The sequence below is a fragment of the Bradyrhizobium sp. RT6a genome, from assembly GCF_040547675.1.
In the GTDB taxonomy this organism is placed as follows: domain Bacteria; phylum Pseudomonadota; class Alphaproteobacteria; order Rhizobiales; family Xanthobacteraceae; genus Bradyrhizobium.
Window position 1 is genome coordinate 411002 of the sequence record NZ_JBEPQC010000001.1, and the last position, 24393, is coordinate 435394.

The 24393-nt window shown below is 65.3% G+C and carries 29 protein-coding genes; 14 read left to right on the forward strand and 15 right to left on the reverse strand.

Annotated elements, in window-relative coordinates; all coding sequences use genetic code 11:
* The first annotated feature begins 19 nt into the window (after positions 1 to 19).
* The 7 genes from ABIC03_RS02095 (at position 20) to ABIC03_RS02125 (ending at position 5648) form a co-directional block, all read left to right on the forward strand.
* Entirely contained in the window at positions 20 to 946 is a 927-nt protein-coding gene (locus ABIC03_RS02095; protein WP_354055115.1) for a peptidylprolyl isomerase family protein, read from the forward strand.
* Complete coding sequence (pdxA, locus tag ABIC03_RS02100) at positions 946 to 1962, forward strand: 4-hydroxythreonine-4-phosphate dehydrogenase PdxA (RefSeq protein WP_354055117.1); 1017 nt, start codon at positions 946 to 948, stop codon at positions 1960 to 1962. Before ABIC03_RS02095 ends, pdxA begins: the two co-directional genes overlap by 1 nt.
* Complete coding sequence (gene rsmA / locus ABIC03_RS02105; protein WP_354055119.1) at positions 1959 to 2819, forward strand: 16S rRNA (adenine(1518)-N(6)/adenine(1519)-N(6))-dimethyltransferase RsmA; 861 nt, start codon at positions 1959 to 1961, stop codon at positions 2817 to 2819. The genes pdxA and rsmA overlap by 4 nt, the downstream gene beginning before the upstream one ends.
* 16 nt (positions 2820 to 2835) lie before the next feature.
* Entirely contained in the window at positions 2836 to 3894 is a 1059-nt protein-coding gene (locus tag ABIC03_RS02110; RefSeq protein ID WP_354055121.1) for an alcohol dehydrogenase, read from the forward strand.
* Positions 3895 to 4055: 161 nt separating this feature from the next.
* Positions 4056 to 4217, forward strand: coding sequence for a Flp family type IVb pilin (locus ABIC03_RS02115; protein WP_354055123.1), 162 nt, complete (start codon positions 4056 to 4058; stop codon positions 4215 to 4217).
* A gap of 74 nt (positions 4218 to 4291) precedes the next feature.
* Entirely contained in the window at positions 4292 to 4528 is a 237-nt protein-coding gene (locus ABIC03_RS02120) for a hypothetical protein (protein WP_007609339.1), read from the forward strand.
* 367 nt (positions 4529 to 4895) lie between these two features.
* Complete coding sequence (locus ABIC03_RS02125; RefSeq protein ID WP_354055125.1) at positions 4896 to 5648, forward strand: Crp/Fnr family transcriptional regulator; 753 nt, start codon at positions 4896 to 4898, stop codon at positions 5646 to 5648.
* On the opposite strand, the gene ABIC03_RS02130 is transcribed toward ABIC03_RS02125, so the two are convergent.
* On the reverse strand, positions 5627 to 6364 hold the full coding sequence (locus tag ABIC03_RS02130; RefSeq protein ID WP_275167203.1) for a Crp/Fnr family transcriptional regulator: 738 nt from the start codon (positions 6362 to 6364) through the stop codon (positions 5627 to 5629). The genes ABIC03_RS02125 and ABIC03_RS02130 overlap by 22 nt on opposite strands.
* 171 nt (positions 6365 to 6535) lie before the next feature.
* Here ABIC03_RS02130 and ABIC03_RS02135 point away from each other — a divergent pair, with 171 nt between their 5' ends.
* Positions 6536 to 6775 carry a hypothetical protein gene (locus tag ABIC03_RS02135; RefSeq protein WP_354055127.1) on the forward strand — a complete coding sequence of 80 codons (240 nt, stop codon included), beginning with the start codon at positions 6536 to 6538 and terminating at the stop codon, positions 6773 to 6775.
* A gap of 15 nt (positions 6776 to 6790) precedes the next feature.
* Positions 6791 to 7492 (forward strand): Crp/Fnr family transcriptional regulator, encoded by a 702-nt coding sequence (locus tag ABIC03_RS02140; protein WP_354055129.1) that lies wholly within the window; start codon positions 6791 to 6793, stop codon positions 7490 to 7492.
* A 41-nt stretch (positions 7493 to 7533) separates the two neighbouring features.
* On the opposite strand, the gene ABIC03_RS02145 is transcribed toward ABIC03_RS02140, so the two are convergent.
* Together ABIC03_RS02145 and ABIC03_RS02150 are read right to left on the reverse strand one after the other, a co-directional pair.
* Positions 7534 to 7854 (reverse strand): low affinity iron permease family protein, encoded by a 321-nt coding sequence (locus ABIC03_RS02145; protein ID WP_275167206.1) that lies wholly within the window; start codon positions 7852 to 7854, stop codon positions 7534 to 7536.
* Between the two features lie 78 nt (positions 7855 to 7932).
* The gene (locus ABIC03_RS02150; protein WP_354055131.1) at positions 7933 to 8547 is read right to left on the reverse strand and encodes a cupin; all 615 of its coding nucleotides are present in this window, start codon (positions 8545 to 8547) and stop codon (positions 7933 to 7935) included.
* 826 nt (positions 8548 to 9373) lie between these two features.
* Here ABIC03_RS02150 and ABIC03_RS02160 point away from each other — a divergent pair.
* Positions 9374 to 10558, forward strand: coding sequence for a hypothetical protein (locus ABIC03_RS02160; protein WP_354055133.1), 1185 nt, complete (start codon positions 9374 to 9376; stop codon positions 10556 to 10558).
* Here ABIC03_RS02160 and gmk read toward each other — a convergent pair.
* The 9 genes from gmk to ABIC03_RS02205 form a co-directional block, all read right to left on the reverse strand.
* On the reverse strand, positions 10491 to 11150 hold the full coding sequence (gene gmk / locus ABIC03_RS02165) for a guanylate kinase (RefSeq protein ID WP_354055135.1): 660 nt from the start codon (positions 11148 to 11150) through the stop codon (positions 10491 to 10493). The two genes, ABIC03_RS02160 and gmk, sit on opposite strands and share 68 nt — an antisense overlap.
* A 3-nt stretch (positions 11151 to 11153) precedes the next feature.
* Positions 11154 to 12041, reverse strand: coding sequence for a YicC/YloC family endoribonuclease (locus ABIC03_RS02170; RefSeq protein WP_354055137.1), 888 nt, complete (start codon positions 12039 to 12041; stop codon positions 11154 to 11156).
* Positions 12042 to 12160: 119 nt separating this feature from the next.
* On the reverse strand, positions 12161 to 13435 hold the full coding sequence (mltG, locus tag ABIC03_RS02175; RefSeq protein ID WP_354055139.1) for an endolytic transglycosylase MltG: 1275 nt from the start codon (positions 13433 to 13435) through the stop codon (positions 12161 to 12163).
* Positions 13436 to 13560: 125 nt separating this feature from the next.
* Entirely contained in the window at positions 13561 to 14826 is a 1266-nt protein-coding gene (fabF, locus tag ABIC03_RS02180; protein WP_275167212.1) for a beta-ketoacyl-ACP synthase II, read from the reverse strand.
* 108 nt (positions 14827 to 14934) lie between these two features.
* Positions 14935 to 15174, reverse strand: a complete 240-nt coding sequence (locus ABIC03_RS02185) for an acyl carrier protein (protein ID WP_006020277.1) — start codon at positions 15172 to 15174, stop codon at positions 14935 to 14937.
* 309 nt (positions 15175 to 15483) lie between these two features.
* Positions 15484 to 16221 (reverse strand): 3-oxoacyl-[acyl-carrier-protein] reductase, encoded by a 738-nt coding sequence (gene fabG, locus ABIC03_RS02190; RefSeq protein WP_007592006.1) that lies wholly within the window; start codon positions 16219 to 16221, stop codon positions 15484 to 15486.
* Positions 16222 to 16323: 102 nt separating this feature from the next.
* Positions 16324 to 17283 (reverse strand): ACP S-malonyltransferase, encoded by a 960-nt coding sequence (gene fabD / locus ABIC03_RS02195; protein ID WP_354055141.1) that lies wholly within the window; start codon positions 17281 to 17283, stop codon positions 16324 to 16326.
* 200 nt (positions 17284 to 17483) lie between these two features.
* The gene (locus tag ABIC03_RS02200) at positions 17484 to 18509 is read right to left on the reverse strand and encodes a fatty acid desaturase family protein (protein WP_354055143.1); all 1026 of its coding nucleotides are present in this window, start codon (positions 18507 to 18509) and stop codon (positions 17484 to 17486) included.
* A 3-nt stretch (positions 18510 to 18512) separates the two neighbouring features.
* On the reverse strand, positions 18513 to 19217 hold the full coding sequence (locus ABIC03_RS02205; protein WP_354055145.1) for a TetR/AcrR family transcriptional regulator C-terminal domain-containing protein: 705 nt from the start codon (positions 19215 to 19217) through the stop codon (positions 18513 to 18515).
* A 358-nt stretch (positions 19218 to 19575) separates the two neighbouring features.
* On the opposite strand from ABIC03_RS02205, the gene rpsF reads away from it, so the two are divergent.
* From rpsF to rplI, 4 genes are all read left to right on the forward strand, one after another.
* On the forward strand, positions 19576 to 20091 hold the full coding sequence (gene rpsF, locus ABIC03_RS02210) for a 30S ribosomal protein S6 (protein ID WP_275167216.1): 516 nt from the start codon (positions 19576 to 19578) through the stop codon (positions 20089 to 20091).
* Between the two features lie 5 nt (positions 20092 to 20096).
* On the forward strand, positions 20097 to 20336 hold the full coding sequence (gene rpsR, locus ABIC03_RS02215) for a 30S ribosomal protein S18 (RefSeq protein WP_007592020.1): 240 nt from the start codon (positions 20097 to 20099) through the stop codon (positions 20334 to 20336).
* A 129-nt stretch (positions 20337 to 20465) separates the two neighbouring features.
* Complete coding sequence (locus tag ABIC03_RS02220; RefSeq protein ID WP_354055147.1) at positions 20466 to 21443, forward strand: hypothetical protein; 978 nt, start codon at positions 20466 to 20468, stop codon at positions 21441 to 21443.
* 49 nt (positions 21444 to 21492) lie between these two features.
* Positions 21493 to 22098: a 50S ribosomal protein L9 gene (rplI, locus tag ABIC03_RS02225; protein ID WP_354055149.1), complete on the forward strand. Its 606-nt coding sequence runs from the start codon at positions 21493 to 21495 to the stop codon at positions 22096 to 22098.
* Positions 22099 to 22136: 38 nt separating this feature from the next.
* Here the strand turns inward: rplI and ABIC03_RS02230 are convergent, their stop codons facing one another.
* The 3 genes from ABIC03_RS02230 to ABIC03_RS02240 form a co-directional block, all read right to left on the reverse strand.
* Positions 22137 to 22604: a PaaI family thioesterase gene (locus ABIC03_RS02230; RefSeq protein WP_354055151.1), complete on the reverse strand. Its 468-nt coding sequence runs from the start codon at positions 22602 to 22604 to the stop codon at positions 22137 to 22139.
* 11 nt (positions 22605 to 22615) lie between these two features.
* A complete protein-coding gene (locus ABIC03_RS02235) occupies positions 22616 to 23212 on the reverse strand; it encodes a TetR/AcrR family transcriptional regulator (RefSeq protein ID WP_354055154.1) in 597 nt (198 codons plus the stop codon).
* Positions 23213 to 23315: 103 nt separating this feature from the next.
* Positions 23316 to 24320, reverse strand: a complete 1005-nt coding sequence (locus tag ABIC03_RS02240; protein WP_354055156.1) for a hypothetical protein — start codon at positions 24318 to 24320, stop codon at positions 23316 to 23318.
* Positions 24321 to 24393 lie beyond the last annotated feature (73 nt).

Sequence of the window (24393 nt, forward strand, 5' to 3'; positions counted from 1 at the left end):
TGACATGCGAGCGACAAATATGACGATCCCATTGCCAGTCTTCCGACTCCTCCTCGTCCTCGCCGCCCTGCTCCTGGCCGGCACGCCGTTGCGCGCGCAGAACATCGTCGTGATGGTCAACGGCGATCCCATCACCGACTTCGACATCGAGCAGCGCTCCAAGCTCGACCAGTTGACGACGCAGAAGACACCGTCCCGTCAGGAGGTCATCAATGAGCTGATCGACGACCGGGTGAAGATGAAGGAAGGCAAGAAATACGGGGTCGACCCCGGCGTCTCCGACATCAACCAGTCCTACGATGGCATGGCGCAGCGCATGCGCATCTCGTCGGACCAGCTCACCAAGACGCTCGAGGTCAAGGGCGTCCGCCCCGAAACCCTGAAGAGCCGTATGAAGGCCGAGATGGTCTGGACCAGCCTCGTGCGCGGCCGCTTCAAGGAGAAGCTGCTGGTCGGCGAGAAGGACGTCGCGCAGGCCGTACAGGCCCAGACCGGCGACAAACTGCAGATCGAGGGCACCGAATACAAGATGCAGCCGATCGTGCTGATCGTGCCGCGCGGATCGTCGCAGGCGTTCCTGGAGACGCGGCATAAGGAAGCCGAGCAATATCGCTCGCGCGTCGGAAGCTGCGAAGAAGCCAATTCGTTGTTCCGCTCGACGCCGAACGCCACCATCCGCGACATCGTCACCAAGACCACGGCGGAATTACCCGAGGCGCTGCGCAAGGTCCTCGACGACACGCCGATCGGCCACCTGACCGCGCCCGAGATGACCAAGGCGGGCATCGAGATGGTGGTGCTGTGTTCGCGCAAGCCGACCATGATCGACACGCCGAAGAAGCGCGAGGTTCGCGAGAAGATGTATCAGGAGAAGTACGAGAAGACCCAGAAGGCCTATCTCGAAGACCTCCGAAAGGCGGCGATGATCGAGTATCGCAACCGCTGATGGCCCAGCAGCCTGCCAAGCCCCTCGCCCTGACGCTGGGAGAGCCTGCCGGCATCGGTCCCGACATCACCATCGCAGCCTGGCTCAAGCGCCGCGAACTGGACCTGCCCGCCTTCTATCTGCTCGGCGACGAGGCACTGATCGCCCGCCGCGCCAAGGCGCTCGGCGCCGAAATCAGGATCGCTTCGGTGAGCGCCGGCGAGGCCGCGGCCGCCTTCCCCGAGGCCCTGCCCGTGGTCGCGACCGGCGAGCCCGCGAGCGCCGAGCCCGGCAAGCCCGACGCATCGAGCGCCCCGGCCGCGCTCGCCTCGATCCGCCAGGCGGTCACGGATGTCCGCGAGGGCCGCGCCGGCGCCGTCGTCACCAATCCGATCGCCAAGAGCGTGCTCTATCGCGCCGGCTTCCGCCATCCCGGCCATACCGAATTCCTCGCCGAGCTCGCCGCGGACGACGGCCGCGCGCCGCAGCCGGTGATGATGCTGTGGTCGCCGCGGCTGGCCGTGGTGCCCGTGACCATCCACGTCTCCTTGCGCGATGCACTGGCCCAGCTCACCAGCGAGCTGATCGTCTCGACCGTGCGCATTGTCGCGAGCGAACTCAAATCGCGCTTCGGCATCGCCAATCCGCGCATCGCGATTTCCGGCCTCAATCCGCACGCGGGCGAGGACGGCTCGCTCGGCCACGAGGAGCAGACCGTGATCGCGCCGGCGATCAAGACGTTGCGCAGCGACGGCATCGAGGCGAAGGGGCCGCTCCCCGCCGACACCATGTTCCACGAAGCCGCGCGCAACAGCTATGACTGCGCCGTCTGCATGTACCACGACCAGGCGCTGATCCCGATCAAGACGGTGGCCTTCGACGACGCGGTCAACGTGACGCTCGGCCTGCCCTTCATCCGCACCTCGCCCGACCACGGCACCGCCTTCGACATCGCCGGCACCGGCAAGGCCAATCCGGCAAGCCTGATCGCCGCGTTGAGGCTTGCGAGCCGGATGGCGGCTGCGAAAACCCGATGAGCGCGATCGACGACCTCCCGCCGCTTCGCGAGGTCATTCGCCAACACGCCTTGTCGGCCCGGAAATCGCTCGGCCAGAACTTCCTCCTCGACCTCAATCTCACCGCGCGCATTGCGCGTGCGGCGGCACCGCTCGAGGACTCCACCATCATCGAGATCGGCCCCGGCCCGGGCGGGCTGACGCGCGCCTTGCTCGCGCTCGGCGCCAGACGCGTCATCGCCATCGAGCATGACGAGCGGGCGATCCCTGCCTTGCAGGATATTTCCGCGCGCTATCCCGGCCGTCTCGAGATCGTGCATGGCGACGCCATGACCTTCGATCCACGCCCGCTGCTATCGGGCGAGAGAGCAAAAATCGTCGCGAACCTGCCCTACAACATCGCGACCCACCTTCTCGTCGGCTGGCTCACCACCGAGCCCTGGCCGCCCTGGTACGACATGATGGTCCTGATGTTCCAGCGCGAGGTCGGCGAGCGCATCGTGGCGCGCGAGGACGAGGAGGCCTTCGGGCGGCTCGGCGTGCTCGCCAACTGGCGCTGCGAGACCAAGATCCTGTTCGACATTGCGCCGTCCGCCTTTGTGCCGCCGCCGAAGGTTACGTCTTCCGTCGTGCGACTGATCCCGCGCGAAAATCCTCTCGCCTGCGATCGCAAGCTGCTCGAACAGGTCGCCGCCGCCGCCTTCGGCCAGCGCCGCAAGATGCTGCGACAAAGCCTGAAGGCGCTGGGCGCCGACCCCGTGCGGCTCGCCGCAGCTGCCGGCGTCGATGCGACGCGGCGCGCGGAGACCGTTCCGATTTCCGGCTTTGTTGCCATGGCGCGTGAATTGGCCAATATACGCAGCGAAATAGAGAGATAATTTCGGAGGAAGAAATATGGCGTTGATGCGTCGGCAGTCCCTGGTCAAGTTCGATGCGCCGCTGTGCGAGACCATCGTCGACACGCCGAAGCCGCAAGGGCGGGAGGTGCTGGTGCGCATCGAGCGCTGCGGCCTCTGCCACTCCGATCTGCACATCCAGGACGGCTACGCCGATCTCGGCGGCGGCAAGAAGCTCGACACCACGCGCGGCATGACGCTGCCCTTCACGCTCGGCCACGAGATCGCGGGCGTGGTCGATGAAGTCGGTCCCGACGTGTTCGCCGGTCTCGTCGGCAGCAAGAAGGCGGTGTTTCCGTGGATCGGTTGCGGCCAGTGCCGTGACTGCGCCAATGGCGACGAGAACCTCTGCGCCAGGCAGCGCTTTCTCGGCGTCTCCATCGACGGCGGCTTCGCCACGCACGTGCTGGTGCCCGACGCGAAATATCTGCTCGACTACGATCCGCTGCCCGTCAACCAGGCCGCGACCCTGATGTGCTCCGGCGTCACCGCGTATGGCGCGCTCAAGCGCCTGGTCGACCGTCCGCGCCAGCGCAATCTCCTGCTGATCGGCCTCGGCGGCGTCGGCATGATGGGTCTTTCCTTCGCGGCGGCCATGTTCAAACAACCGATCACGGTCGCCGATCTCAGCGGTGCCGCGCGCGAGACCGCGCTGAAGAACGGCGCCGCGGTGGCCTACGATCCTGCCGAGCCCGACGTGATCAAGCGTATCCTCAAGGAAACCGATGGCGGCTTCGACGAGATCGTCGATTTCGCGGGCAACGAGAAGTCCATGGCCTTCGCGGTCGCCGTCGCCGCGCGCGGCGGCAAGATCGTGGTCTCCGGCCTGATGGGCGGCCAGTTCACGCTGCCGATGGTGCAATGGGTCTACAAGCGCATGACCATCGAGGGCTTCATGGTCGGCACGCTCACCGAGGCTCACGAATTGATGGCACTCGCCCGCGCCGGCAAGATCAAGCCGACGCCGATGCGCGAGGAGTCAATGGGCGACGTCCAGACCTGGATCGACGAGCTTCGCGCCGGCAAGGTCGTCGGCCGGATCGTGCTCAAGAACTAGATGCGCGAGAAGAACGAGGCGGCGGGGTCGGTATTTCGCCGCCGGCTTCACAATGTTCGCGATTAACTCGAGATTGACGCAAGCCGGTGTTCCAAATTGGGGAACCCGCTCTCGGCGGATTATGGTCCTCGCCAGCTCTCTTTTGGAATTCTGGTAAGACCATGCAGACCATCCGCCGCTTTCTCACCGACGAGTCCGGAGCCACCGCGATCGAGTACGGCCTGATCGCCGCCGGCATTGCGCTGGCGATCATCGCCGTCGTCAACAACCTCGGCGCGACGCTGAACAAGAAGTTCACCTCGATCAGCAGCTCGCTGAAGTAACGCGGGGCACGCGCGCCAATTCACGGCATTCGTCTGTCCCGCGGAACGGCAACGGCCGCGCCGCGTTGGCAGCCATGTCCATTCGCTGCACCGTCGAAAACGCATTCTTCATCGCCTGGAGCTTCCTGGAGCAGAGCGGAGAGCTCGGCTCTCCGGACGAGACGGCGAACGTCCTGCTCGACGCCATTGAGGCCCAGCTCAGGACCGGTGAACGCCGGCAACTGATGCTCGCCAACAGGGCGATCGATGCCTATCGCGCCCACGCGGAAAAAAGCCGGCCCGCGCACGATTGCGAAGCACGCTTCGGGTGACGAACTTCGGGTGATCAACATCCTCGCCGCCCTTGGGCCCGCCGGCCCGGCGGCTTTTGAGGTATAGGCCGGCGGTCCGTCGGGCAGAGCGCACGGGGTGCGGCGCTCCGCGACGAGGACGCTACGCCGATCCGCGCCCCTGCTGTGTGCACTCCTGCACAGAGCTCGTGAAGTTGAAGGCCGCTGGATTCGGCCGCGCCATGTGCCTCGCGTGCCATGCGCCTCGCCACTAACTTCCGGATTTCCGCAAGCGGGAGGCCACTTTTTCAACGTCTGAAAAACGCCTTGTGTGCACTTTGGAACCGTCGGCTCCGCCACGGAAACGTAGGGTTCTGGCCGGTGCCGATTCCCGGCCAGAGCAAGACATGTGACCGGTCGGCCCCAGAACGATCTTCTCCAGCGGCTCAGCCGCCCGGATTTCGAACTGCTCGCGCCGCACCTACAGCCGGTCGAACTCGAGGCGAGCCACATCCTGTATCACGCCGGCGACGAGGTCGCGGCGGTCCATTTTCCCTGCCGCTCCACGCTCGTGTCGTTCGCCGTGCCGGTCGAGGACGATCGCGAGGTCGAAAGCCTGCTGGTCGGGCGCGAGGGCGCGGTGGGCATTGCCGCCGGCCGCAGCGTCTCGCTGGCCTATTCGCGCATCGTGGTGAAGCTGGGCGGGACCCTGGTGCGGCTGCCGCTGCGCGCGCTCGAGCAGGCCCAGCAGAGGTCGGCCACGCTCCAGCAGGTGCTCTCGCGCTATGGCGACTGCCAGTTCGCGCAGCTGCTCCAGACCGCGGCCTGCAACGCCGCGCATTCGATCGAGCAGCGCGCCGCCAAGTGGATCATCTCCGCACAGGAGCATGTCGGCGGCCCCGAGATCCCCCTCACCCACGAGCAGCTTGCCGGCATGCTCGGCGTGTCCCGCAGCTATGCCAGCCGCGTCATCCAGATGTTCAAGGCGAGGCGGATCCTCGCGACGCGCCGTGGCGCCATCCTGATCCTCGACGCCCCGGCGCTCGAAGTCAGAGCCTGCCGTTGCAACGATTGGGTGAAGAAGCATTTCGAGGAAGTGCTGGGCGCGCGGCATCTGCCAGCGGCTGACGCTTTGCGGCCTCACGCGCGCGGCGGCGACTGACGCTTGAGGTGCAGATAGCTCGGACTGAAGTTTCCGAGCCGCTGCAGATCGCGCCATTTCAGGACGATCAGCTCGCCCTCGCGCATATCCATGGTCCCGCTCCGTCTGAGGTCGGCGAGCGTCCGGTTCACCGTCGCGATCGCCATGCCCAGCGTTTCGCCGAGCTGCGCCAGGCTGATCGGCAGACGGCAGCGATTGCCGCGGACAAGCTGCGCTGCGCGGGCACGGTAGAACAGCTCGCAGAACAGGTGTGCCATGCGCGCGTGCATCGGCCGGGCGCTGTTGTTGGTGATGGCCTCGCGAAAGATCGCGGCATCGAGCAGCGTCTCGCGCCAGACCGACAGTGCGAAGGCCGGCCGTCGCCGGAAGGCAATAAACAATTCGCGATGCGGGATGAACGCCACGGAAGCGGGCCCGAGCGCGCAGAGGCCATGGTCCATCTGGTCTATGAACAGTCCCTGGGAGTCCGGCAGGTCTCCAGACAGATGGAACGCGAGATATTGCCGCCGGCCGCTGTCGAGCAAATGGTAGCGCGCGACCATGCCGGAGACGACCAGCGCCGAATGCTCGGGTTCGTCACCCTGACGGATGAAATCCTCGTTCGGCGCGAACTCGCGCTGTACAAAGGTCAGCCCGCGAATTTCGGCGACATCCTCGTGTGCGAGTGCGGTGTGCTCGCCCAGGTTCCGAATCAGCACATCATGCGCTTTTTCCATGTGACCCGTTCCATGTGTCCCGCCAAAAATCCTGCCGGTTGGATCAAATGATACATCTGGCCCGCATCCAGCGGACTAGAACGCTGGTCGGAAGCACAGGTTGCTACCGGTCTGCGACATTGCTGGGTCGCGGCCCCCGTCCCTCGATCGCGGACTGCGCCCGCCATTCGCATGAGCCCTACGACGATCCTGAAACGCATTCGCCACCTGTTCGCATCGGATTCGGGCGAGCACCTGGACAGTATCCGCGCGGCCTTCCTGCATGGCACGTTGAAGGAGCCGGCGCGGCCGATGTCGGATCAGGAGCTTGCGCGCGCCATCCGCGAGTTCCAGGCGGTTCCCGTGTCCGATTGGACCATCGCAAAACTCTCACGACGCCTGCTCGAGCCGGCGATGCCGCGTGACGACTGAACACCTCTTCCTCTCATGCCATACCCGAAGTTCATCGCACATCTCCAGGCGATCGAAGGCCTCTCCGAAGACGAACGACGCCAGATCGCGGGTTTGCCGTCCACGCTGCGCCAGGTTTCGGATGGCGAGATCGTGCTGCGCCAGGGTGAGGATCCCTCCCGCTGCGTTTTCGTCGTCAGCGGATTCCTCTACCAGGCTCGCATCGTCGGCGATCGCAGCCAGATCCTCGCCTTCCACGTTCCCGGCGACATGCCATGCCTGCACACGCTGCTGGTCTCGCCGATGGATGCGGACCTCGTCGGTCTCGGACCCTCCATCGTCGGCTACGTTGCACACAGCCATCTCAAGCAGCTGCTTGACGGCTCCATTCATCTGACCCGCGCGTTCTGGCGCGAGACGCTGATCGATGCGGCGATCTCACGACAATGGATCGCGCGCCTGGGCGCACAGGCGGCGCTGCCGAAGGTGGCGCATTTGATCTGCGAGCTCGCCGCAAGGCTGGAGGTCGTAGGCCTCGTCAAGAACGGCCGCTTCCAGATGCCGATGACGCAGCGGCATGTTGCCGATGCGTGCGGACTGTCGATTGTCCATGTCAATCGCACCATCCAGGAGCTGAGAGGGCGCCGATTGATTGCCTGGGAGGGAAGCGAGATCGAGCTGCTGCTACCCGACGAGCTTCGCGCGCTCGCGGATTTCACGCCGGATTATCTGACCTGACAAAGACCGGTGAATGTGCCTCGGTCGGGGCGCCGGACGCGCTACCCGCTCCGTCGAATCTCCTCCCGCTGCGTCTCGACCTCTTCGGCGTCCTCGTCATCGACGTTCATCTGATGGGCACGGCCGCTCGCCTTGAGCAGTTCGTCGAGCTTGGCGTGAATCGCCTGAGTATCGCGATGCTCGGCGCGCTGGATCACTAGCGTCATGCCCCATGTCGCCAGCGTGGCGAACGAGTGCCATTCGAGCCCGTTGCCCAACGTGACCCAGGCAACGGCATAGGCCGCGAACACGGCAAACGCGGCGGGCCGCGACGTGGCAACGCCAATCTCGGTGAGCCAGCCTTTTGATTTGGGAAGGGACATGCGCGGCAACTCGCGCCATGGGGCGGCGTTCCAATGGAAGACGCTCGAAACCGGCACAGCGAAAGCGATCCCCCCGCGTCACGATCGCGACGACTTTATCCGCCATGATTTGAGCAACGGGCCGCCGGCACCCAGCACGGGATCTGTCTTCGGCTTGCGGGCCTTGGCGATGCGTTTGCTGGCGTCAGGACGCTCTCGCGTGTCGGTGCACTCGTCGTACGTCCCCTCCTGCGGATACGCTCCGACGACCAGGAAGTCCCGACTGGACTCGATCAGACGGTGTCCGGTGCCTGCGGGAAGGACCAGAACGTCTCCGGCCTTCACGCTCAAGATTCGCCCCTTGATCCCGCCGCACTCAATCTTGGCCATGCCGCGTGCCACGCCCATCACTTCGTGGATCTGCGAATGATAGTGGACGAAATCGTAAACCGTATCGCGCCAAGAGCGGCCCCAGCCATGACTATCGAACAGCGTGTCGACGATGACCTCTGGAGCAAAACGCCGGGTCTTCAGCTTCACCGCGCCGCGATAGAGCAGCACGGGAAAATGCGGGTTATTCGGCACGATGCCATCGTCCTGAAAACGGATGGCTGTCGGTTTCCGAGCCCGCACGAGCGCCCGCAGCGTTGCCGCGTCGGGGTGATCCTCCACGAGCTTCTTGGCGAGATTCTTGATCTGGTCCTTGATCGGCATGGCGTCTCCTCAGCCGCAATGAAACGTCTGGCGCCTGAGGAAGTTTCCGGACGCGGGATCTGGCCGGCGATGAACAGCGGAGATGTCGGCCAGCCCGACACAAGGCGTCGGGCAAAACACCTCGTCAAGCCCTCGGTGTAAAAACATTCCGCTTTTCGGAATTTCGGATTTATGGCATAAAGCGCGCATCCTGGCCCTGCCAAAGGGGCGTTCGCGACCGTCACGACATGCGGGCCGGGTGGCGGTGGACGGGGCAGCGACGGCGCGGGCGGCGTGATGACAGGGCGGGCAACCGTGAGTCCTCACGCGACGCGTACGACACGGCGCTGGAGAGCGGGTTCGTCGATCATCGGGGGTGAGCACACGCAAGCCTTCGATGATTTGGGCGAGACCGTCCGCGGACGGAGAAGTCGTGTGGTCCTGACGCCCGGGGTCTGTGCGTCAAGCCTCGCGGTGATGTGGCGGCCCGACCGGGCGCGCGCATCTGGTCTCCTCAGGCAAGGTGATAGGCCAAGGCGTCACGGGTACCGTCAGCGCGAGCGGCGCGGTCAGCACGTTCGGTCAAGGCGACGGCGTGACCTTCACCGGCTCCGGCCGCCTCGGTGGACGCAGCGGCTCCGGATCCTTCCGCCGCTCGGACGGCTGCGGCGGAACCTGGACTTCGACCAAGCAATAGCAGCGAAAAAGCCTGATTCCGCGGCGGAACGAACGCCGCGCAGGCCCGATTCAGGCCACATCCTCTCCGGATTTGCGGCTCATTGCCACCCAAGTCTTTGACGAGAAAGGGAAGGTAACGAGTTGCGTCGCGCGTAATCGGGAGACCAGGATGGGCAACCGCACCGCAAAGTTCTTATCCGCCCTTGTGGGCAGCATCATTGCCGGCGCGCCGCTTGCCGCCGTGTCGCAGAATGCACCGACGGCACCGAGCACGGCAAATGCCGCGAGCGACTGCCTTGCCTCGCCAAAGGGCGCCGCGCCGCAGGGCCAGCATTGGCATTATCGTCTCGAGCGCGCGACCAAGCGGCAGTGCTGGTATCTGCGCGCCGAAGGCGGCAAGGCCACTCAAACCGCACAGGCTGCGCCTGACACGCCCGCAGCGGATTCAGCCGTGCCGCAGCAGCACTCGGTCCAGGACGCGCGCGCCGAATATCTGACGCCGCAGAGCATCGCCACGGTGAAGACGCCCGCACAGGCGGGACCGGCGCGGACGCAACAAGCTGCGAGCCCCGCCGCCGACGCCAACGCGCAGCAGCCCGCCGTCGCCGGGCCCTGGCCCGACGCGTCCGCCGCGCCCACAGAGCAGCCGTCGCCCGCACCTGTCGCGGCCGCCGCGCAGCCGACCGCGAAACCGGCGAAGTCCCCTGCTCCGATGGCTCTGGCTTCGGCGGACAGCACCGCCGACAAGCAGACCGGCTCGCTCCAGATGCTGTTGCTCGTGATCGGCGGTGCGCTGGCGCTTGCCGGCATCCTCGCCAGCCTCGTCTACCGCTTCGCCGGTGGACGCGTCCGCGTTCAGGGTGCCGACCAGCGCCGCGTCAACTGGGACAGTTTTGAGCCGCACGATCACGACGATGGCCGCGCGCCCTGGCTCAACGCAGCGCCGGCCGGTGCGCAGCACGCTCAGCAGCCGCGCCCGGTGGATTTCGATGCCGTGCGTCCGCAGACAGCCAAGACCGCGCAGCTCGCCGCGATCGATCGCGAGATTGATGTGATCGAGGAGCGGGCCCCGCAAGCGCACGAAGATGCCGCAGAGCTCGACGATGCCGATATATTCAAAGGAGAATTCCAGATCGAGGCCGCGCCGCGGCTTGCGGCCAACGACGTCAATGACGAAGAGGCGGCCGATCGAGATAAAGATGCGGGAGTCGAGGACGTTATCGACATCGACGTGATCACGACGATGCTGGAACGGCTGGCCAAGGACGGGCCGCGGCTGACGCAGCCTAACCTTGAAGCTGACCTTGCAGACCTCGCACGAAGCCCACGAGGCCGGTCTGCCGCTCGCGCTTGAGGCGTTCGGCCTTCAGGATCGACTGCACCTCGGCGAAGGCCTCGTCAACGTCGTGGTTGATGACGATGTAGTCGTACTCGGCCCAGTGGCTCATCTCGTGGCTGGCGCGGCTCATGCGCTTGCGGATCACCTCGTCGGAATCCTGCGCGCGCGAATGCAGCCGTTTCTCGAGATCGGCAGCCGAGGGCGGCAGGATGAACACGCTGACGACGTCGGCGCGTGCTTTCTCTCGAAGCTGCTGCGTGCCCTGCCAGTCGATGTCGAACAGCACGTCCTGCCCAGCTGACAGCGCCGCTTCAACCGGCGCACGCGGCGTGCCGTAGCTGTTGTCGAACACGGTCGCCCATTCCAGCAGTTGGTCGGCCTTCACCATCGCGTCGAAGGTGGCCTTGTCGACGAACGAATAATCCCTGCCGTCGACCTCGCCCGGCCGCATCGCCCGCGTGGTCGCCGACACCGACATTCGGAGGCCGGGCATACGGTCGATCAACATGCGCGACAGCGTCGTCTTGCCCGCGCCCGACGGCGAGGACAGCACGAACATCAATCCGCGCCGCTCGACACCGTCAGTTCCGTGACCGCCAATCGTCATCGATCACTCCAGATTCTGGACCTGCTCGCGGAACTGCTCGACCACGTTCTTCATGGCGAGCCCCGTATTGGTCAGCTCGATGTCGTTCGACTTCGAGCAACAGGTATTGACCTCGCGGTGAAACTCCTGCGCCAGGAAGTCGAGCTTGCGCCCGACCGGGCCGCCCTTGCCGATCAGCTCGCGCGCCTGCGCGATGTGCGAGGCGATGCGGTCGAGCTCCTCGCGGATGTCGGCCCTGGTCGCAATCAGGATCGCTTCCTGCATCAGGCGGTCGGAATCGAAACGGTCGGAGGTGTCGAGCAGGCTCGCGATCTGCTCGGCGAGTCTCGCCTTGATCGCCTCGGGCTTGCGGCCGGGCGCGGCCTCGGCCTTCTTCGCCAGCTGCTCGACCTCGTCGACGCGCTGGATCAGGATCTGCCCGAGCGAGGTCCCCTCACGCTTGCGCATCTCGACGAGTTCGGCGAGCGCCTTGTCGAAGGCGTCCGCGGCGGCGGCGCGCGCGGACTTGTCCTCCTCCTCGTCGCCCTCGGGCTCGGCGACCTCGATGACACCCTTGATGGCCAGAAGCCCGTCGACGCTCGGCGCGACCGCATCGACCTTGCCGGCGATCACGGCGGCGGCCTTGAGGACGGCGTTGAGCACGTCCTCGTTGACGCGGACGCTGGTGGCCGCATTGGCGCGCTTGACGGTCAGATTGGCGTAGACGGTGCCCCGCGAGAGCAGCTCGGCGGCGCGCTTCTTGGCATGAGCCTCGAGTTCGTCGAACCCCTGCGGCAGCCGCACCCTGAGATCAAAGCCCTTGGCGTTGACCGACTTCAATTCCCATTCGAACGTATACGGCCCGCTCGCGCCGTGGCTTCGGGCAAAGCCGGTCATGGACGACAACGCCATCAGGTCAATTTCTCCAGAAGCACGGGATTCGCAGGGGCCATCAAGCCACGCGAATCTTAAGACTATTTTGCAAGAAAGTGTAACCCGCAAAGTCCCGCGGGGCAGGTCTGCGCGCAGGCCTAGCGCTGCACCACAGGGGGCGAGGCCTGCACCGCGCCTTGCCGGGCCGGCGGCGGACCCGCGGGGCGAGCAGGCGGCGGCCTTTTCTGCTGGTTGGGCCGCGCCGGCGTGGTCGCCGTCGGCGTATCGACGGCACCGGGCGCGGCGGCGGCCGGTGGCTGCGCGTCCTCGGCCGGCTCGACCGTGTCGTTCTGGATCTGCTTTTCCATCGCGCGCAGCTTGGCGACGTTCTTCTGGTGCGCGTCGTAGGTCTCGGTGAAGGAATGCCCGCCGGTACCATCCGCGACGAAATAGAGGTCACGGGTGCGGGCCGGGTTGGCGGCAGCCTCGAGCGAGGCGCGGCCGGGGTTGGAGATCGGGCCCGGCGGCAGGCCCTCGATGACATAGGTGTTGTAGGGCGAGGGCTGCGTGATCTCGCTGCGCTTGATCGGACGGCCGAGCGTGCCCTTGCCGCCGACGAGGCCATAGATGATCGTGGGATCGGACTGCAGCTTGATCCTCTGCTTCAGACGGTTGATGAACACGGCGGCGACACGGCTGCGCTCGTCCGGCTTGCCGGTCTCCTTCTCCACGATCGAGGCCAGCGTCACCAATTGCTCCGGACTCTTGACCGGAATGTCCTGACTGCGGCGCTCCCAGATCTCGGTCAGCACGCGCTTGTGCGCCTGCTGCATGCGCTGGATCACCTGATCGCGCGGGGTGCCGCGCGGGAACTTGTAGGTCTCGGGCAGCAAGGTGCCTTCGCGCGGCAGCTCACGCACACTGCCGGTGAAGATGTCGTTGTCGGACAGGCGCGCCACGATCTGCTCGGAGGTCAGACCCTCCGGGATCGTCACGGCATGCTGCACCACCTTGCCCTCAACGATGGTGGCAATGACGTCGCGCAAGGATGCGTTCTTCTGGAACGAATATTCACCGGGCTTGAGATCCGAGCTCGCCTTCAACGCAGCGACGCTGGCAATGAACGCCCACGGATTGACGTCGGTCACGCCTTCCCGGTTCAGCGTCTCGGCGATGTCACGTTTGCCGGCGCGCTGCGGGATGTTGACGATCTTGTCTTCCTTTAGCGGTCCCGGCGCCTCGAGCACCTGTCGGCCGTAGTAGTACACGCCGCCCGCGCCGATCATCGCAATCAGCAGCAGGGTGATGATGGCGTTGCCGACGATCACGAAGGGATTGCGCGCGCGGTCCGATCGCTTCGGCGGCGGCGGGACCTGCTCGGGCTCGAGCGCTGCCCGCGGGCTCCGGGGCGAAATGGGCGGCCTTTCACTCATCGAAGCAACCTGAATCCTGCCGGTTCAATCGCGACCTGACAATCGCTTGCCGAGCCAAATGCACGCGCCCGCTTCCATGACTATCGCCGAATACGGCAAAACGGTGGATTCGTCGCAACAACAAACTAATGGACCAGACGCCGGAAGATGACCGACGCGTTGGTACCGCCAAAACCAAAAGAATTCGACAACGCGACGTTGACCTCGCGCTTCTTCGCCTGATGCGGCACGAGATCGATCGCAGTCTCGACCGACGGATTGTCCAGGTTGATGGTCGGCGGCACGACATTATCGCGGATCGCGAGAATGGCGAAGATCGCCTCGATCGCGCCGGCCGCACCCAGGAGATGACCGGTCGACGATTTGGTCGAGGACATCGCGACCTTGGAAGCGGCATTGCCGAGCAGGCGTTCGACCGCACCGAGTTCGATCTCGTCACCGAGCGGCGTCGAGGTGCCGTGCGCGTTGATGTAGTCGAGATCGGACGCGGTGAGGCCGGCGCGCTTGAGCGCAGCCGCCATGCTGCGGAAGCCGCCGTCGCCGTCGGGTGACGGCGAGGTGATGTGATAGGCATCGCCCGAGAGACCGTAGCCGATCACCTCGGCATAGATCTTCGCGCCGCGGCGCTTGGCGTGTTCGAGCTCTTCCAGGACCAGAACGCCGGCGCCCTCGCCCATCACGAAGCCGTCGCGGTCCTTATCGTAGGGGCGCGAGGCCTTCTCTGGCGTTTCGTTGAAGGCTGTCGAGAGCGCACGCGCGGCGTTGAAGCCGGCAATGCCGATGCGGCCGATCGGCGATTCCGCGCCGCCGGCAACCATGACGTCGGCATCGCCCAGCGCGATCAGGCGGGCGGCATCGCCGACCGCGTGAGCACCGGTCGAGCAGGCCGTGACCACCGAATGGTTCGGTCCCTTCAGCCCATGCTTGATCGAGACATAGCCAGAGGCGAGATTGATCAGGCGGCCCGGAATGAAGAACGGCGAGACCCGGCGCGGCCCGCGTTCCTTCAGCAGGACCGCGGTTTCGGCGATGCCGTTGAGCCCGCCGATGCCGGACCCAATCATGGTGCCGGTCGCGCATTTGTCCTCTTCGGTCTCGGGGTGCCAGTTGGCATCGTCGAGCGCTTGGCCGGCTGCGGCCATGCCGAAGATGATGAAGTCGTCGACCTTGCGCTGGTCCTTCGGCTCCATCCAGATGTCGGGATTGAAAGTGTCGTTGGTGCCGTCGCCGCGCACGACCGTGCAGCCGATCTTGGTCTGAAGATCGGAGACATCGAAGCTCTCGATCTTGCGTGCGCCGCTTTCGCCGTCGAGGATGCGCTTCCAGGTCGGCTCGACACCGCAGCCGAGTGGCGAAACCATGCCAAGACCCGTGACGACAACCCGTCTCATATCCGAAAACTCCGCATCGAAAGATTCACGGCCAATAACAAGAAACCGGCTGACCGCTGTTGAGCGGTCCGTCCGGTTTCAATGTTGTCCCCGCGAAAATGAAGAGCCTTAGCTCTTCGCGTTCTTCTCGAGAAACTTCGTGGCGTCGCCGACGGTGAGAATCGTCTCCGCGGCGTCGTCCGGAATCTCGCAACCGAATTCCTCTTCGAACGCCATCACCAGCTCGACGGTGTCCAGACTGTCGGCGCCGAGGTCGTCGATGAAGCTCGCAGCGTCGACAACCTTCTCGGGTTCAACACCAAGGTGTTCGACCACGATCTTCTTAACCCGCTCGCCAATCTCACTCATTGCATAACCTCGTGTTGTTCCCTGTAGACCCGACCCCCCGGGACGATACGAGCCGTCGTGGTCGTTGACTGCCTTCGCTTACGAACTTTGATCTGGCCCCATCCTAACCGATGCAGGCCCGGCGAATGACGGCCAAGGCTCCGCATCGCCAATATACAGGGTTTCAAAAACCTGCAATGGCGTTCTTTGCCCATCCGTTGAAGGTCCGGTTATCATACTTCAATTGCGTTGACTACAAGCCTCATTTCGCTCCGGAAACGGCCGTTTGCCGCATTCCGCGCCGCCAAGGGGGCAGTGCGGCATGAAGCGTCAGATCATGGCCATGCCGCCGTTGACGTGGATGGTCTGGCCGGTGACATAGGCCGCTTCGTTCGAACTCAGGTAGACGGCGGCCGCCGCGATGTCCTCTGGCGTCCCCAGGCGATTGGCCGGAACCTTGGTCAGAATCGTTTCGCGCTGCTTGTCGTTGAGCGCGTCGGTCATCGGCGTCTTGATGAAGCCTGGAGCGATGCAATTCGCGGTGACGCCGCGCTTGGCGTATTCGGCGCCCAACGTCTTGATCATGCCGATCAGGCCCGCCTTCGACGCGGTATAATTGCCCTGCCCCGGATTGCCGGTGACGCCGACCACGGAGGTGATGGCGATGATGCGGCCGAAGCGCTTGCGCATCATCAATTTGGTGGCGGCGCGGGCGAGCCGGAAGGTCGAGGTCAGATTGATGTTGATGACCTCCTCCCAGTCCTCGTCACGGAGCTGCACGAAGAGATTGTCGCGGGTGATGCCGGCATTGGCGACGAGGATGTCGACCTGTCCCATCGCCGCTTCCGCAGCGGGCACCAGCGCCTCGACCTCGTCGGCCTTGGAGAGATTGCAGGGCAGCACATGGGTACGCTCGCCGAGCTTGCCTGCAAGCTCATCCAGCACTTCCTTGCGCGTCCCTGATATCGCAACGGTGGCGCCCTGCGCGTGCAGCGCCTGCGCGATGGCACCGCCGATGCCGCCGGTAGCACCAGTGACGAGCGCCTTTTTGCCAGTCAGATCGAACATCGATAACTCCTCCAAGGCACGATCCGGAAAAGTGCGCAGCTGTTTTCCGAAAGCATCGTGCGTCAACTAAAGAACCCGCGCGCGACGACGAATCATCGCGCCTCAGGCCTGCTTCGCAGCGGCCAATGCATCTTTGGCGGCAGCAATGTCGTTGGGGCCACCGACCGCAACGCCGACGGCGCCGTCCGCAATACGCTTGACGAGGCCGGTCAGCACCTTGCCGGCACCGATCTCGAAGAAACGGGTGACGCCCTGTTCCGCCATATAGGCAACCGACTCGCGCCAGCGCACGGTGCCGGTGACCTGTTCGACTAGGCGGCGGCGGATCTCGTCGGGATCGGTGATCGCGCTCGCCAGCACGTTCGACACCAGCGGGGCCGCCGGCGCCTTGATCGTGACCTTGGCCAGCGCCTCTGCCATCGCGTCCGCAGCCGGCTGCATCAGCTTGCAATGGAACGGTGCGGACACCGGCAGCAACATTGCGCGCTTGGCTCCCCTGGTTTTGGCGATCTCGAGGGCGCGATCGACCGCGGCCTTGTCGCCGGAGACGACCACTTGCCCGCCGCCATTGTCGTTGGCGGCCTGGCAGACCTGCCCCTGAGCGGCCTCGTCCGCCACCGCCACGGCGGCCTCGTAGTCGAGGCCGAGCAGAGCGGCCATCGCACCGACGCCGACCGGCACGGCTTTTTGCATTGCGAGACCGCGGATGCGAAGCAGCCGTGCGGTATCGGAAATCGTCAGGCTGCCGGCCGCAGCCAGTGCCGAATATTCACCGAGCGAGTGGCCGGCGACGAAGGCCGCATCCCGCCCCACGGAAAACCCGGCTTCGGCTTCCAGCACGCGCAGGGTGGCGACAGACACCGCCATCAGGGCCGGCTGGGCGTTCTGGGTAAGCTGGAGGGTTTCGGCCGGACCATCCCAGATGGTCACCGTCAGCTTCTCCCCCAGCGCGGCATCGACCTCGTCGAACACGGCGCGCGCCACTGGAAAGGCATCGGCCAGGGCCTTGCCCATGCCGACCGCCTGGGAACCCTGCCCCGGAAATGTGAATGCTGCCGTCATCGGCGCTCCCTGCTTGTCGGGCGTGATCCCTGCGAGAACCGGCAGCCGTTTACGCTCGGCCTTAGGACATGGTTCCGGATCATACTCCAAAGGGGGCCGTAGACACTGTCCGGGGCCGGAATGTCAAGCCAAGTTAGGAACTTCGATCGGCCTTCAAGTGGCAGCCTTCAATTGGCAGCCTTCACTGTAGAGACGGGTCGCTAGAATCCGCCGGCCGTCTGATTGGCGTCGACCTCGGACCCCGCCTGCGCGCGGCGTGCGCTGTTGACCAATTGCCCGGGCCGGTCATCGCGGTTCGGCTTCGCGGTCGCAAGCCGCAGTACGGCTGCGTAACTCGGTTGCACCTCCATACGGCCCGCATGCCGGCTCTCGCTCAGCAGGCGATGCACTTTCGGCAGATTGTAGCAGGGCACGTAGAACAAGAGATGATGTTCGAGGTGGTAGTTCACGTAGTACGGCGCGATGAACAGACGCTCGAGGAAATTGGCGTAGGTGGTGCGGGTATTGCGCAAGGGATCGCTGCTGTCAGGCACGACCGCGTGCTCGGCGATGTTGCGGATGCGGGTGATGACCATCATCCAGGTCAGGAGCGGCACCAGCCACAGCAGCGGATAGGCCCACCATACGCCGGCCGCCGTGAGCGCGGCGAACATCGCGCCATTGACCAGACATTGCGGGCCAAGCTTCTCCCAAAAATGCGCCGCGCGCTGCCGCAACGGCCAGTCCCTCGGCCCCAGCGCATTGAGCAACTGCGCCTTGCGCTGCTGGTAGCCCGTCTGCCCGGTGAGGTCGCGAATGAACTTGCGGCGATAGCTCAGCTTCGTGATCGGGAATGGCGCCGACAGCACGAGGTCAGGATCATCCTCCTGCTGCGTGCGCGCATGGTGCTGAAGGTGATAGCGCCGATAGCTGCGCGTCTCCGCAAAGAGAGGATAGGCGCAGAACCACTGGCTCAGGGCCAGATTGGTTTTCTCGTCGGCGGAGAGGCAGCCATGCGCGCCGTCATGCATGAGGATCGCGAGCCCGAGCTGGCGCGAGCCGATGATGGCGACGGCGAAGAGATAGGTGATCGGATTGGGCCACCACGCGACCAAGGCGATTGCCGCGATGATGAGCGCCCAGGCGTGCGCGATCAGCGCGACGCCTTTCCAGGTCACGCGCTGGCGCACGTCGGCAAGTTGGTCGTCGGTCAGGAAATCGCGGGCACGCATGCGAAGCGCAGTCATGGCCTAACTCTCCTCATTCGAATTGCTCGATGCGTCGCGCGCGTCGACGAGGCGCAGGCGCGCCGCGTCATTATTGGATTTCGCCTGTTCACCCAGCACGCGCAGCATCTCGGCGCACAGCGCCTCGGGCGAACGGCCCATCGCGTAGCCCTCGAGGATGATTCCGATGGCGACGGCCCAGAACCGCCGCGAACTCTCATCGGGCGCGCGCAGGGAGCGCCAGCCGTGCCGCGCGACCTGGCTCGCATAGGCCCGCGCACCTTCACTGTGCAGGCGCTCGATCGTGCGCTCGACCAGCGGCGCGAGATCCTGCCGCCGCCGCGTCAGCGTCAGCGCCTCGGCGAAGAAGGTCACCGAATCGCTCGCCGTAACGGTCTCGGCCAGCGCGTGGGTATAATCCTGGGGCGTGCGCGCCTTCAGCGCCGCCTGCTCGGTCGCCCGCGCCAGGTACAGCAGCTCGCGGCAGGCGCACTCGACGAACAGCGCCTCCTTGGTACGAAAATAATAGGTGATCTGGCTCGGGAACGCGTTCGCAGCGGCTGCGATGTCGGTGATCGCGGTACCCGACAGCCCCCGCTCCCGAAACAGCGGGCTCGCGGCATCCAGGAGCAGCGAGCGCATTTTGCGGCCGGCCGACCGCGTGGCGCGGACGGCGTGCTTGGGGTCGCCTGCCGCCTCGAGCGGCTCATGGGCCGGCTTCTCTGCCATTGGGGTTCGCTCCCGTTAGACTTGTTTGTATGATATACAAACAAACAAATCAAGCCGGTGGTGGTAGCCGGCGGCGGAGTCGGCCGCCCGCATCGAAACCCTCCGCGCTGAAGACGCCCCTGCAATCTTGCCAAAAACCTTGCCAAGTCAGCCGAAATCCGTATAACGCGCCCATCCGCAGACCCCGGCCGGGAGCTGAACGGACGGTCTCAGCAAATCATTCGTGATTTTGGTGTGGCAAGGCCAGTCGGCCCGTCGTCCCGTGTTTCCGCCTTCTGAGCTTAATCCCAGAGTCCTTTCCGAAGGCCTCTTAAGGGCTTGACGCCGGGCGATGCGCCAACATGAGGAAAGGACTTCCATGGCTCTCTATGAGCATGTTTTTCTCGCGCGCCAAGACGCGAGCACGCAGCAGGTTGAAGAGCTGACTGCGCAGATGACCGGCATTGTCGAGGGTCTCGGCGGCAAGGTTGTCAAGACCGAGAATTGGGGCGTGCGCTCCCTCACCTACCGCATGAACAAGAACCGCAAGGCGCATTTCGTGCTGCTCAATATCGACGCGCCGTCCGCGGCGATCGCCGAGATCGAGCGCCAGGAGCGCATCAGCGAAGACGTGATCCGCTATCTCAGCGTCCGCGTCGAGGAGCTCGAGGAAGGCCCGTCCGCGATGATGCGCAAGGCCGACCGTGACCGCGAGCGTGACGACCGTGGCGGCGGCTTCCGTGGCGATCGCGAAGGCGGTGGCTTCCGTGGCGACCGCGAGGGTGGTTTCCGTGGTGGCGATCGTGAAGGTGGCGGCTTCCGCGGTGACCGCGGTCCGCGCCGTCCGCGCGAAGACGCTGAAACCACCACCACCACCACGACGGATGGGGAGTAAGAACAATGGCTGAAGCTGGTGCACGCCGTCCGTTTTTCCGTCGTCGCAAGAGCTGCCCGTTCACGGGCGCGAATGCTCCGAAGATCGACTACAAGGACTCCAAGCTGCTGATGCGTTACGTCTCCGAGCGCGGCAAGATCGTGCCGAGCCGCATCACCGCGGTGTCCGCGAAGAAGCAGCGTGAGCTCGCCCGCGCCATCAAGCGCGCGCGGTTCCTGGGCCTGCTGCCCTACGTCATTCGCTAAGACGAATTCGGCCGGCGGCGACATCGCCGCCGGCCGTACGATCTAGTTTCTCATAAGGCTTCCGGGTCGTCCGGTCGCCGATGGTTGGGGCGAGATGCCTCTAACCGCTCGAAGGGAGCGGGACAGCTGATGATGGCCTTTGGACTGATAGCCCTGATCGCCGGCGCTGCGTCGGCCCTGATGTTCGCCTCGATCATTTCGGGCGCGCTGATCTCGCTCGTCCTGTTCTATCTCGCACCGCTGCCGCTGATGGTCGCCGCGATCGGCTGGGGACCGCTTTGCGCGAGCCTCGGCGGCATCGCCGCCGCAGTAGGCCTCGGCGCGCTGTTCGGCCTGCCCTACTGCATCGCCTTCGCCCTCACCGTCGCATTGCCGGCCTGGTGGCTCGGCCATCTCGTCCTGCTCAGCCGGCAGGTCGGACCTGCCGCGCCGGAGGCCGCCGCCGAGCCGCCCACTGAGCCTGTGCTCGAGTGGTATCCGGTCGGCCGCATCCTGCTGTGGATCGCGGGCTTCGCCACACTGACCACGATGGCCGCCCTGCTCACGCTCGGCACCGACGCCGAGACCATCACCGGCACGCTGCGTCGTGGCCTGATGCGCCTCCTCCGCGCCACCGACCCGCAGAGCTCCGGCGAGACCGACCAGTTCGTCGGCGCACTGCTGCGGATCTTGCCGGCCGGCGCCACCATCGTCGCGATGATGACGCTGACCCTCAACCTCTGGCTCAGCACCAAGGTGACGGCAACGTCGGGCCGGCTGCGGCGCCCCTGGCCGGACCTGATGACGGCGGAGCTGCCGCCGATGACGCTCGTGGCGCTCTGCATCGCGCTCGCCTTCTGCTTCACCGGCGGACTGCTTGCGATCGTGGCGCAGATCGCGACGGCGGCGCTGATGATGGGATATGCGCTGACCGGCTTTGCCGTGCTGCATACGCTGACGCTGGCGCTGAAGAGCCGCACCTTCTGGCTCGGCTCGACCTATGCCGTCGTGGTCGTGTTCGGATGGCCCGTCATCGCGATGGTGATCCTTGGCCTCGCGGATGCCGTGTTCGGCCTCCGCGAACGCTTCCTTCGTACGCGCCAGCCACCGCCGCTGCCGACCTCTTGAGTTCAAGTTCGAAATTCCAACTCACCCAACACATCAAAGGAGAACGAATATGGAAGTCATTTTGCTGGAGCGCGTCAACAAGCTCGGTCACATGGGCGAAGTCGTGAAGGTTCGCGACGGCTATGCCCGCAATTTCCTGCTCAAGCGCGGCAAGGCGCTGCGCGCCACCGCCGACAACCGTGCCAAGTACGACGGCATGAAGGCCGAGCTCGAGGCTCGCAACCTTGAGTCCAAGGGCGAGGCATCCAAGGTCGCCGAGAAGATCCAGGGCAAGAACATCATCGTGATCCGTCAGGCTTCGGAAGCCGGCCAACTGTTCGGCTCGGTCAACGTGCGCGACATCGTCGTGGCGTTCGAAGCCGACGGTGTTTCGCTGTCCCGCCCGCAGGTTCAGCTCGACGCGCCGATCAAGACCATCGGCAAGCACACCATCACGGTCGCCATCCACCCCGAGGTCGAGGTCGAGATCAGTGTCACCGTGGCGCGCAGCCAGGACGAGGCAGAGCGCATCAACCGCGGCGAGGATATCTCGACCCGCGACGAAGACCGGGATGCTGCGGCCGAAGCGATCGCAGCCGCCGGCGAGTTCTTCGACCCGGAAGCCCAGCAGGACGACGCCGAACCGGCGCCGGCTGCGGAAGAGACCGAGAAGTAAGCCTCGCGTTCGCGCAAGGCTTGCGAAGCCCGGCCGCCTCAGGCGGCCGGGCTTTTCGTTTTGGCGGCAACGTCCTCGCTCAGCATCGCGATCGAAGCGAGCGCCGTTGCCGTATGCTTCTCGACGCCGTCGCTGACGCAGAAAACGTCGGCTGCGACCACGGAGACCTGACGCCCCGGCTTGATCACCCTCGCCCGGCAGATCAGCTTCTCGCCGGCCGCGGGCGACAACAGATTGAGCTTGTATTCCGCCGTCAGCGCCGGCTGGCCGCGCGAAGTCGCGGCTGCGATCGTCGTGGCGTTGTCGATCAGGAACGCGGTGACGCCGCCATGGAAGAAGCCGTGCTGTTGCAACAGCTCCGGCCGGCGTTGCACCGCGATCGTGCAGGTGCCGCGCGACAATTCGGACAGCTCGGCGCCGACCAGATTCATAAAGCCCTGCCGACCGACATTGGCGTGGATGCGCTCGGCGATCGGTCCGAATTCGGGATCTGCTTCGGGTCGCATGACGCCTCTCCTTATTGCTTGTTGATTCGATCGAGCGGCCGTAGCGCGCGGCTGGCGCAGGCGATCAACGTGTCGGTCTCGGCGCGCGGATCGGCGCGGTCGCGTCCCGACAGGAAAGCGCGGCAAAAAATCTGCGCCGGACCGATGAGCTGGCTGACGAACATGACCGGCGTCATCGGCAAGAGCTCTCCGCGCGTGACCAGCGGCGCGCGCCAGCGCTCGATGCCTTCGGCAAGGCGCGCATTCTGCGCGCGCTGGGCATCGCGAACGTTCTCGCCCCATTCGCCGCGTGAGATCTCGAAGAGATAGCGCGCCTCGCGCCGGCTGGTGACGACCCAGTCCAGATGCGCCCGGATCAAACGATCGATGCCCTGCTCGGCATCGGGGAGAGGATCGAGTGCTATCAGCATCGCGGCGTGATAGTGCCGCAGCACCTCCAGGAACAGCGCACCCGCCAGCTCCTTCTTCGAGCCGAAGACGTGGAAGAAGCTGCCGTTGGAAGCGCGCGCCCGGGCGCGGATCGCAGCCACCGTGGCAGCTTCGAAGCCGACGCGGTCGAAGACGAAAAGCCCCGCCGCCAACAAATCCTCGCGCACACCAGCCGCCATGAACGCTCCTGGAGAGACACTCTAGAGTAACACTCTAACGGCGGTCAAGATGATGAAGGCCGCGCCATAACGCGGCCTTCGCATGCCTGTAAAATATGGTCGTTTATCGCGAAATCGGCGGCGTTGGCGGACCGGACGATTCGGCCGGCGCCGGTGGGGCCGCAGCGGTTGCGGGCGGCGCCGGCTCCTGCGACTTCGCTGGCGGTTCGGACCTCGCGGCGGGCTTGGGAGCAGCCTCTTCCGCCGCCTTGGGCGCAACTGGCTCGGCGGGCTTCGCGGCGGACGGTGCCGCCGGCGTCACCTGCGGCACCGGATCAGGCCGCAACGCCGGAGCCTCGCTGCCGCGCGGCTCAACCTTGGCGCTTTCCGGCTTGGCCTCGGCGGGCTTCTCGGACGGCTTGCTGCCCTCAGATTTGCTGCCTTCGGATTTGGCCTCGCCGGTGTCCCCCTTTGCAGTCTCGGGCTTGGGCTCGACCTTCGGCTCGCTCTTCTTGTCGTCTGCCGCCGGCGTCGCGGCATCGACCTTCGGTGCCTCATCACTTCCCGGCTTGCCGCGCTTGCCGAGACGCTTGGCCTTGCGCCCTTCGGGTGCAGCCTGGCCCTCGGGCTTCGCGCCTTCCTTCGTTCCTTCTTCGATCGGCCGCGCGGCGCGCTTCTGACGCGCGCCCTCGGCGGCGGGAGCGGCAGCCTCGCCTTCCGGCTTGGCGGATTCCTGAGAACGTTGCCGGCGGCCCTGATGTTCAGGGGACTGCGCGGGATTGGTATTGGCTTCCTTGTCCTTGTCCCTGGCCCCAGCTTTCTTGTCCTTGCCGTCTTTGGCCTGGTAGCGGGTGTCGGTGGCTCCATTGGAGACAAGGTAGGAGGCGAGCACGCCGGCCATGTCGGAGCTGGTCGTGTAATGCTGACGCAGGAAGCCTGGCAGCGAGCCCGGCGCCACCGTCTTCAACAGGCCGCGCGGGCTCTTGTGACATGCATTGCAGGTCTGCGCGAAGAGCTGGGATGGGGCCTTGCCGGCCTCGAGGTTCGTCGCCTGCGCGAGAACGGTATCGGTCGCGCCGAAGCCGATCAGAAGCAAGATCATCGCGAGGCTGAGCGCTCGGCTCGACATTCCCATCATCTCCATTGAATTCCGAGAGGTGCAGCCGGCAGGCGGCGCCACGGCGGGTCACCTTTTATCCGAT

Excerpts from the sequence above, each read along its gene's own strand:
- ABIC03_RS02095 (WP_354055115.1), top strand. The coding sequence starts at position 20 with ATGACGATCCCATTGCCAGTCTTCCGACTCCTCCTCGTCCTCGCCGCC.
- pdxA (WP_354055117.1), top strand. The coding sequence starts at position 946 with ATGGCCCAGCAGCCTGCCAAGCCCCTCGCCCTGACGCTGGGAGAGCCT.
- rsmA (WP_354055119.1), top strand. The coding sequence starts at position 1,959 with ATGAGCGCGATCGACGACCTCCCGCCGCTTCGCGAGGTCATTCGCCAA.
- ABIC03_RS02110 (WP_354055121.1), top strand. The coding sequence starts at position 2,836 with ATGGCGTTGATGCGTCGGCAGTCCCTGGTCAAGTTCGATGCGCCGCTG.
- ABIC03_RS02115 (WP_354055123.1), top strand. The coding sequence starts at position 4,056 with ATGCAGACCATCCGCCGCTTTCTCACCGACGAGTCCGGAGCCACCGCG.
- ABIC03_RS02120 (WP_007609339.1), top strand. The coding sequence starts at position 4,292 with ATGTCCATTCGCTGCACCGTCGAAAACGCATTCTTCATCGCCTGGAGC.
- ABIC03_RS02130 (WP_275167203.1), bottom strand. The coding sequence starts at position 6,364 with ATGGAAAAAGCGCATGATGTGCTGATTCGGAACCTGGGCGAGCACACC.
- ABIC03_RS02135 (WP_354055127.1), top strand. The coding sequence starts at position 6,536 with ATGAGCCCTACGACGATCCTGAAACGCATTCGCCACCTGTTCGCATCG.
- ABIC03_RS02140 (WP_354055129.1), top strand. The coding sequence starts at position 6,791 with ATGCCATACCCGAAGTTCATCGCACATCTCCAGGCGATCGAAGGCCTC.
- ABIC03_RS02145 (WP_275167206.1), bottom strand. The coding sequence starts at position 7,854 with ATGTCCCTTCCCAAATCAAAAGGCTGGCTCACCGAGATTGGCGTTGCC.
- ABIC03_RS02150 (WP_354055131.1), bottom strand. The coding sequence starts at position 8,547 with ATGCCGATCAAGGACCAGATCAAGAATCTCGCCAAGAAGCTCGTGGAG.
- ABIC03_RS02160 (WP_354055133.1), top strand. The coding sequence starts at position 9,374 with ATGGGCAACCGCACCGCAAAGTTCTTATCCGCCCTTGTGGGCAGCATC.
- gmk (WP_354055135.1), bottom strand. The coding sequence starts at position 11,150 with ATGACGATTGGCGGTCACGGAACTGACGGTGTCGAGCGGCGCGGATTG.
- ABIC03_RS02170 (WP_354055137.1), bottom strand. The coding sequence starts at position 12,041 with ATGGCGTTGTCGTCCATGACCGGCTTTGCCCGAAGCCACGGCGCGAGC.
- mltG (WP_354055139.1), bottom strand. The coding sequence starts at position 13,435 with ATGAGTGAAAGGCCGCCCATTTCGCCCCGGAGCCCGCGGGCAGCGCTC.
- fabF (WP_275167212.1), bottom strand. The coding sequence starts at position 14,826 with ATGAGACGGGTTGTCGTCACGGGTCTTGGCATGGTTTCGCCACTCGGC.
- ABIC03_RS02185 (WP_006020277.1), bottom strand. The coding sequence starts at position 15,174 with ATGAGTGAGATTGGCGAGCGGGTTAAGAAGATCGTGGTCGAACACCTT.
- fabG (WP_007592006.1), bottom strand. The coding sequence starts at position 16,221 with ATGTTCGATCTGACTGGCAAAAAGGCGCTCGTCACTGGTGCTACCGGC.
- fabD (WP_354055141.1), bottom strand. The coding sequence starts at position 17,283 with ATGACGGCAGCATTCACATTTCCGGGGCAGGGTTCCCAGGCGGTCGGC.
- ABIC03_RS02200 (WP_354055143.1), bottom strand. The coding sequence starts at position 18,509 with ATGACTGCGCTTCGCATGCGTGCCCGCGATTTCCTGACCGACGACCAA.
- ABIC03_RS02205 (WP_354055145.1), bottom strand. The coding sequence starts at position 19,217 with ATGGCAGAGAAGCCGGCCCATGAGCCGCTCGAGGCGGCAGGCGACCCC.
- rpsF (WP_275167216.1), top strand. The coding sequence starts at position 19,576 with ATGGCTCTCTATGAGCATGTTTTTCTCGCGCGCCAAGACGCGAGCACG.
- rpsR (WP_007592020.1), top strand. The coding sequence starts at position 20,097 with ATGGCTGAAGCTGGTGCACGCCGTCCGTTTTTCCGTCGTCGCAAGAGC.
- ABIC03_RS02220 (WP_354055147.1), top strand. The coding sequence starts at position 20,466 with ATGATGGCCTTTGGACTGATAGCCCTGATCGCCGGCGCTGCGTCGGCC.
- rplI (WP_354055149.1), top strand. The coding sequence starts at position 21,493 with ATGGAAGTCATTTTGCTGGAGCGCGTCAACAAGCTCGGTCACATGGGC.
- ABIC03_RS02230 (WP_354055151.1), bottom strand. The coding sequence starts at position 22,604 with ATGCGACCCGAAGCAGATCCCGAATTCGGACCGATCGCCGAGCGCATC.
- ABIC03_RS02235 (WP_354055154.1), bottom strand. The coding sequence starts at position 23,212 with ATGGCGGCTGGTGTGCGCGAGGATTTGTTGGCGGCGGGGCTTTTCGTC.
- ABIC03_RS02240 (WP_354055156.1), bottom strand. The coding sequence starts at position 24,320 with ATGTCGAGCCGAGCGCTCAGCCTCGCGATGATCTTGCTTCTGATCGGC.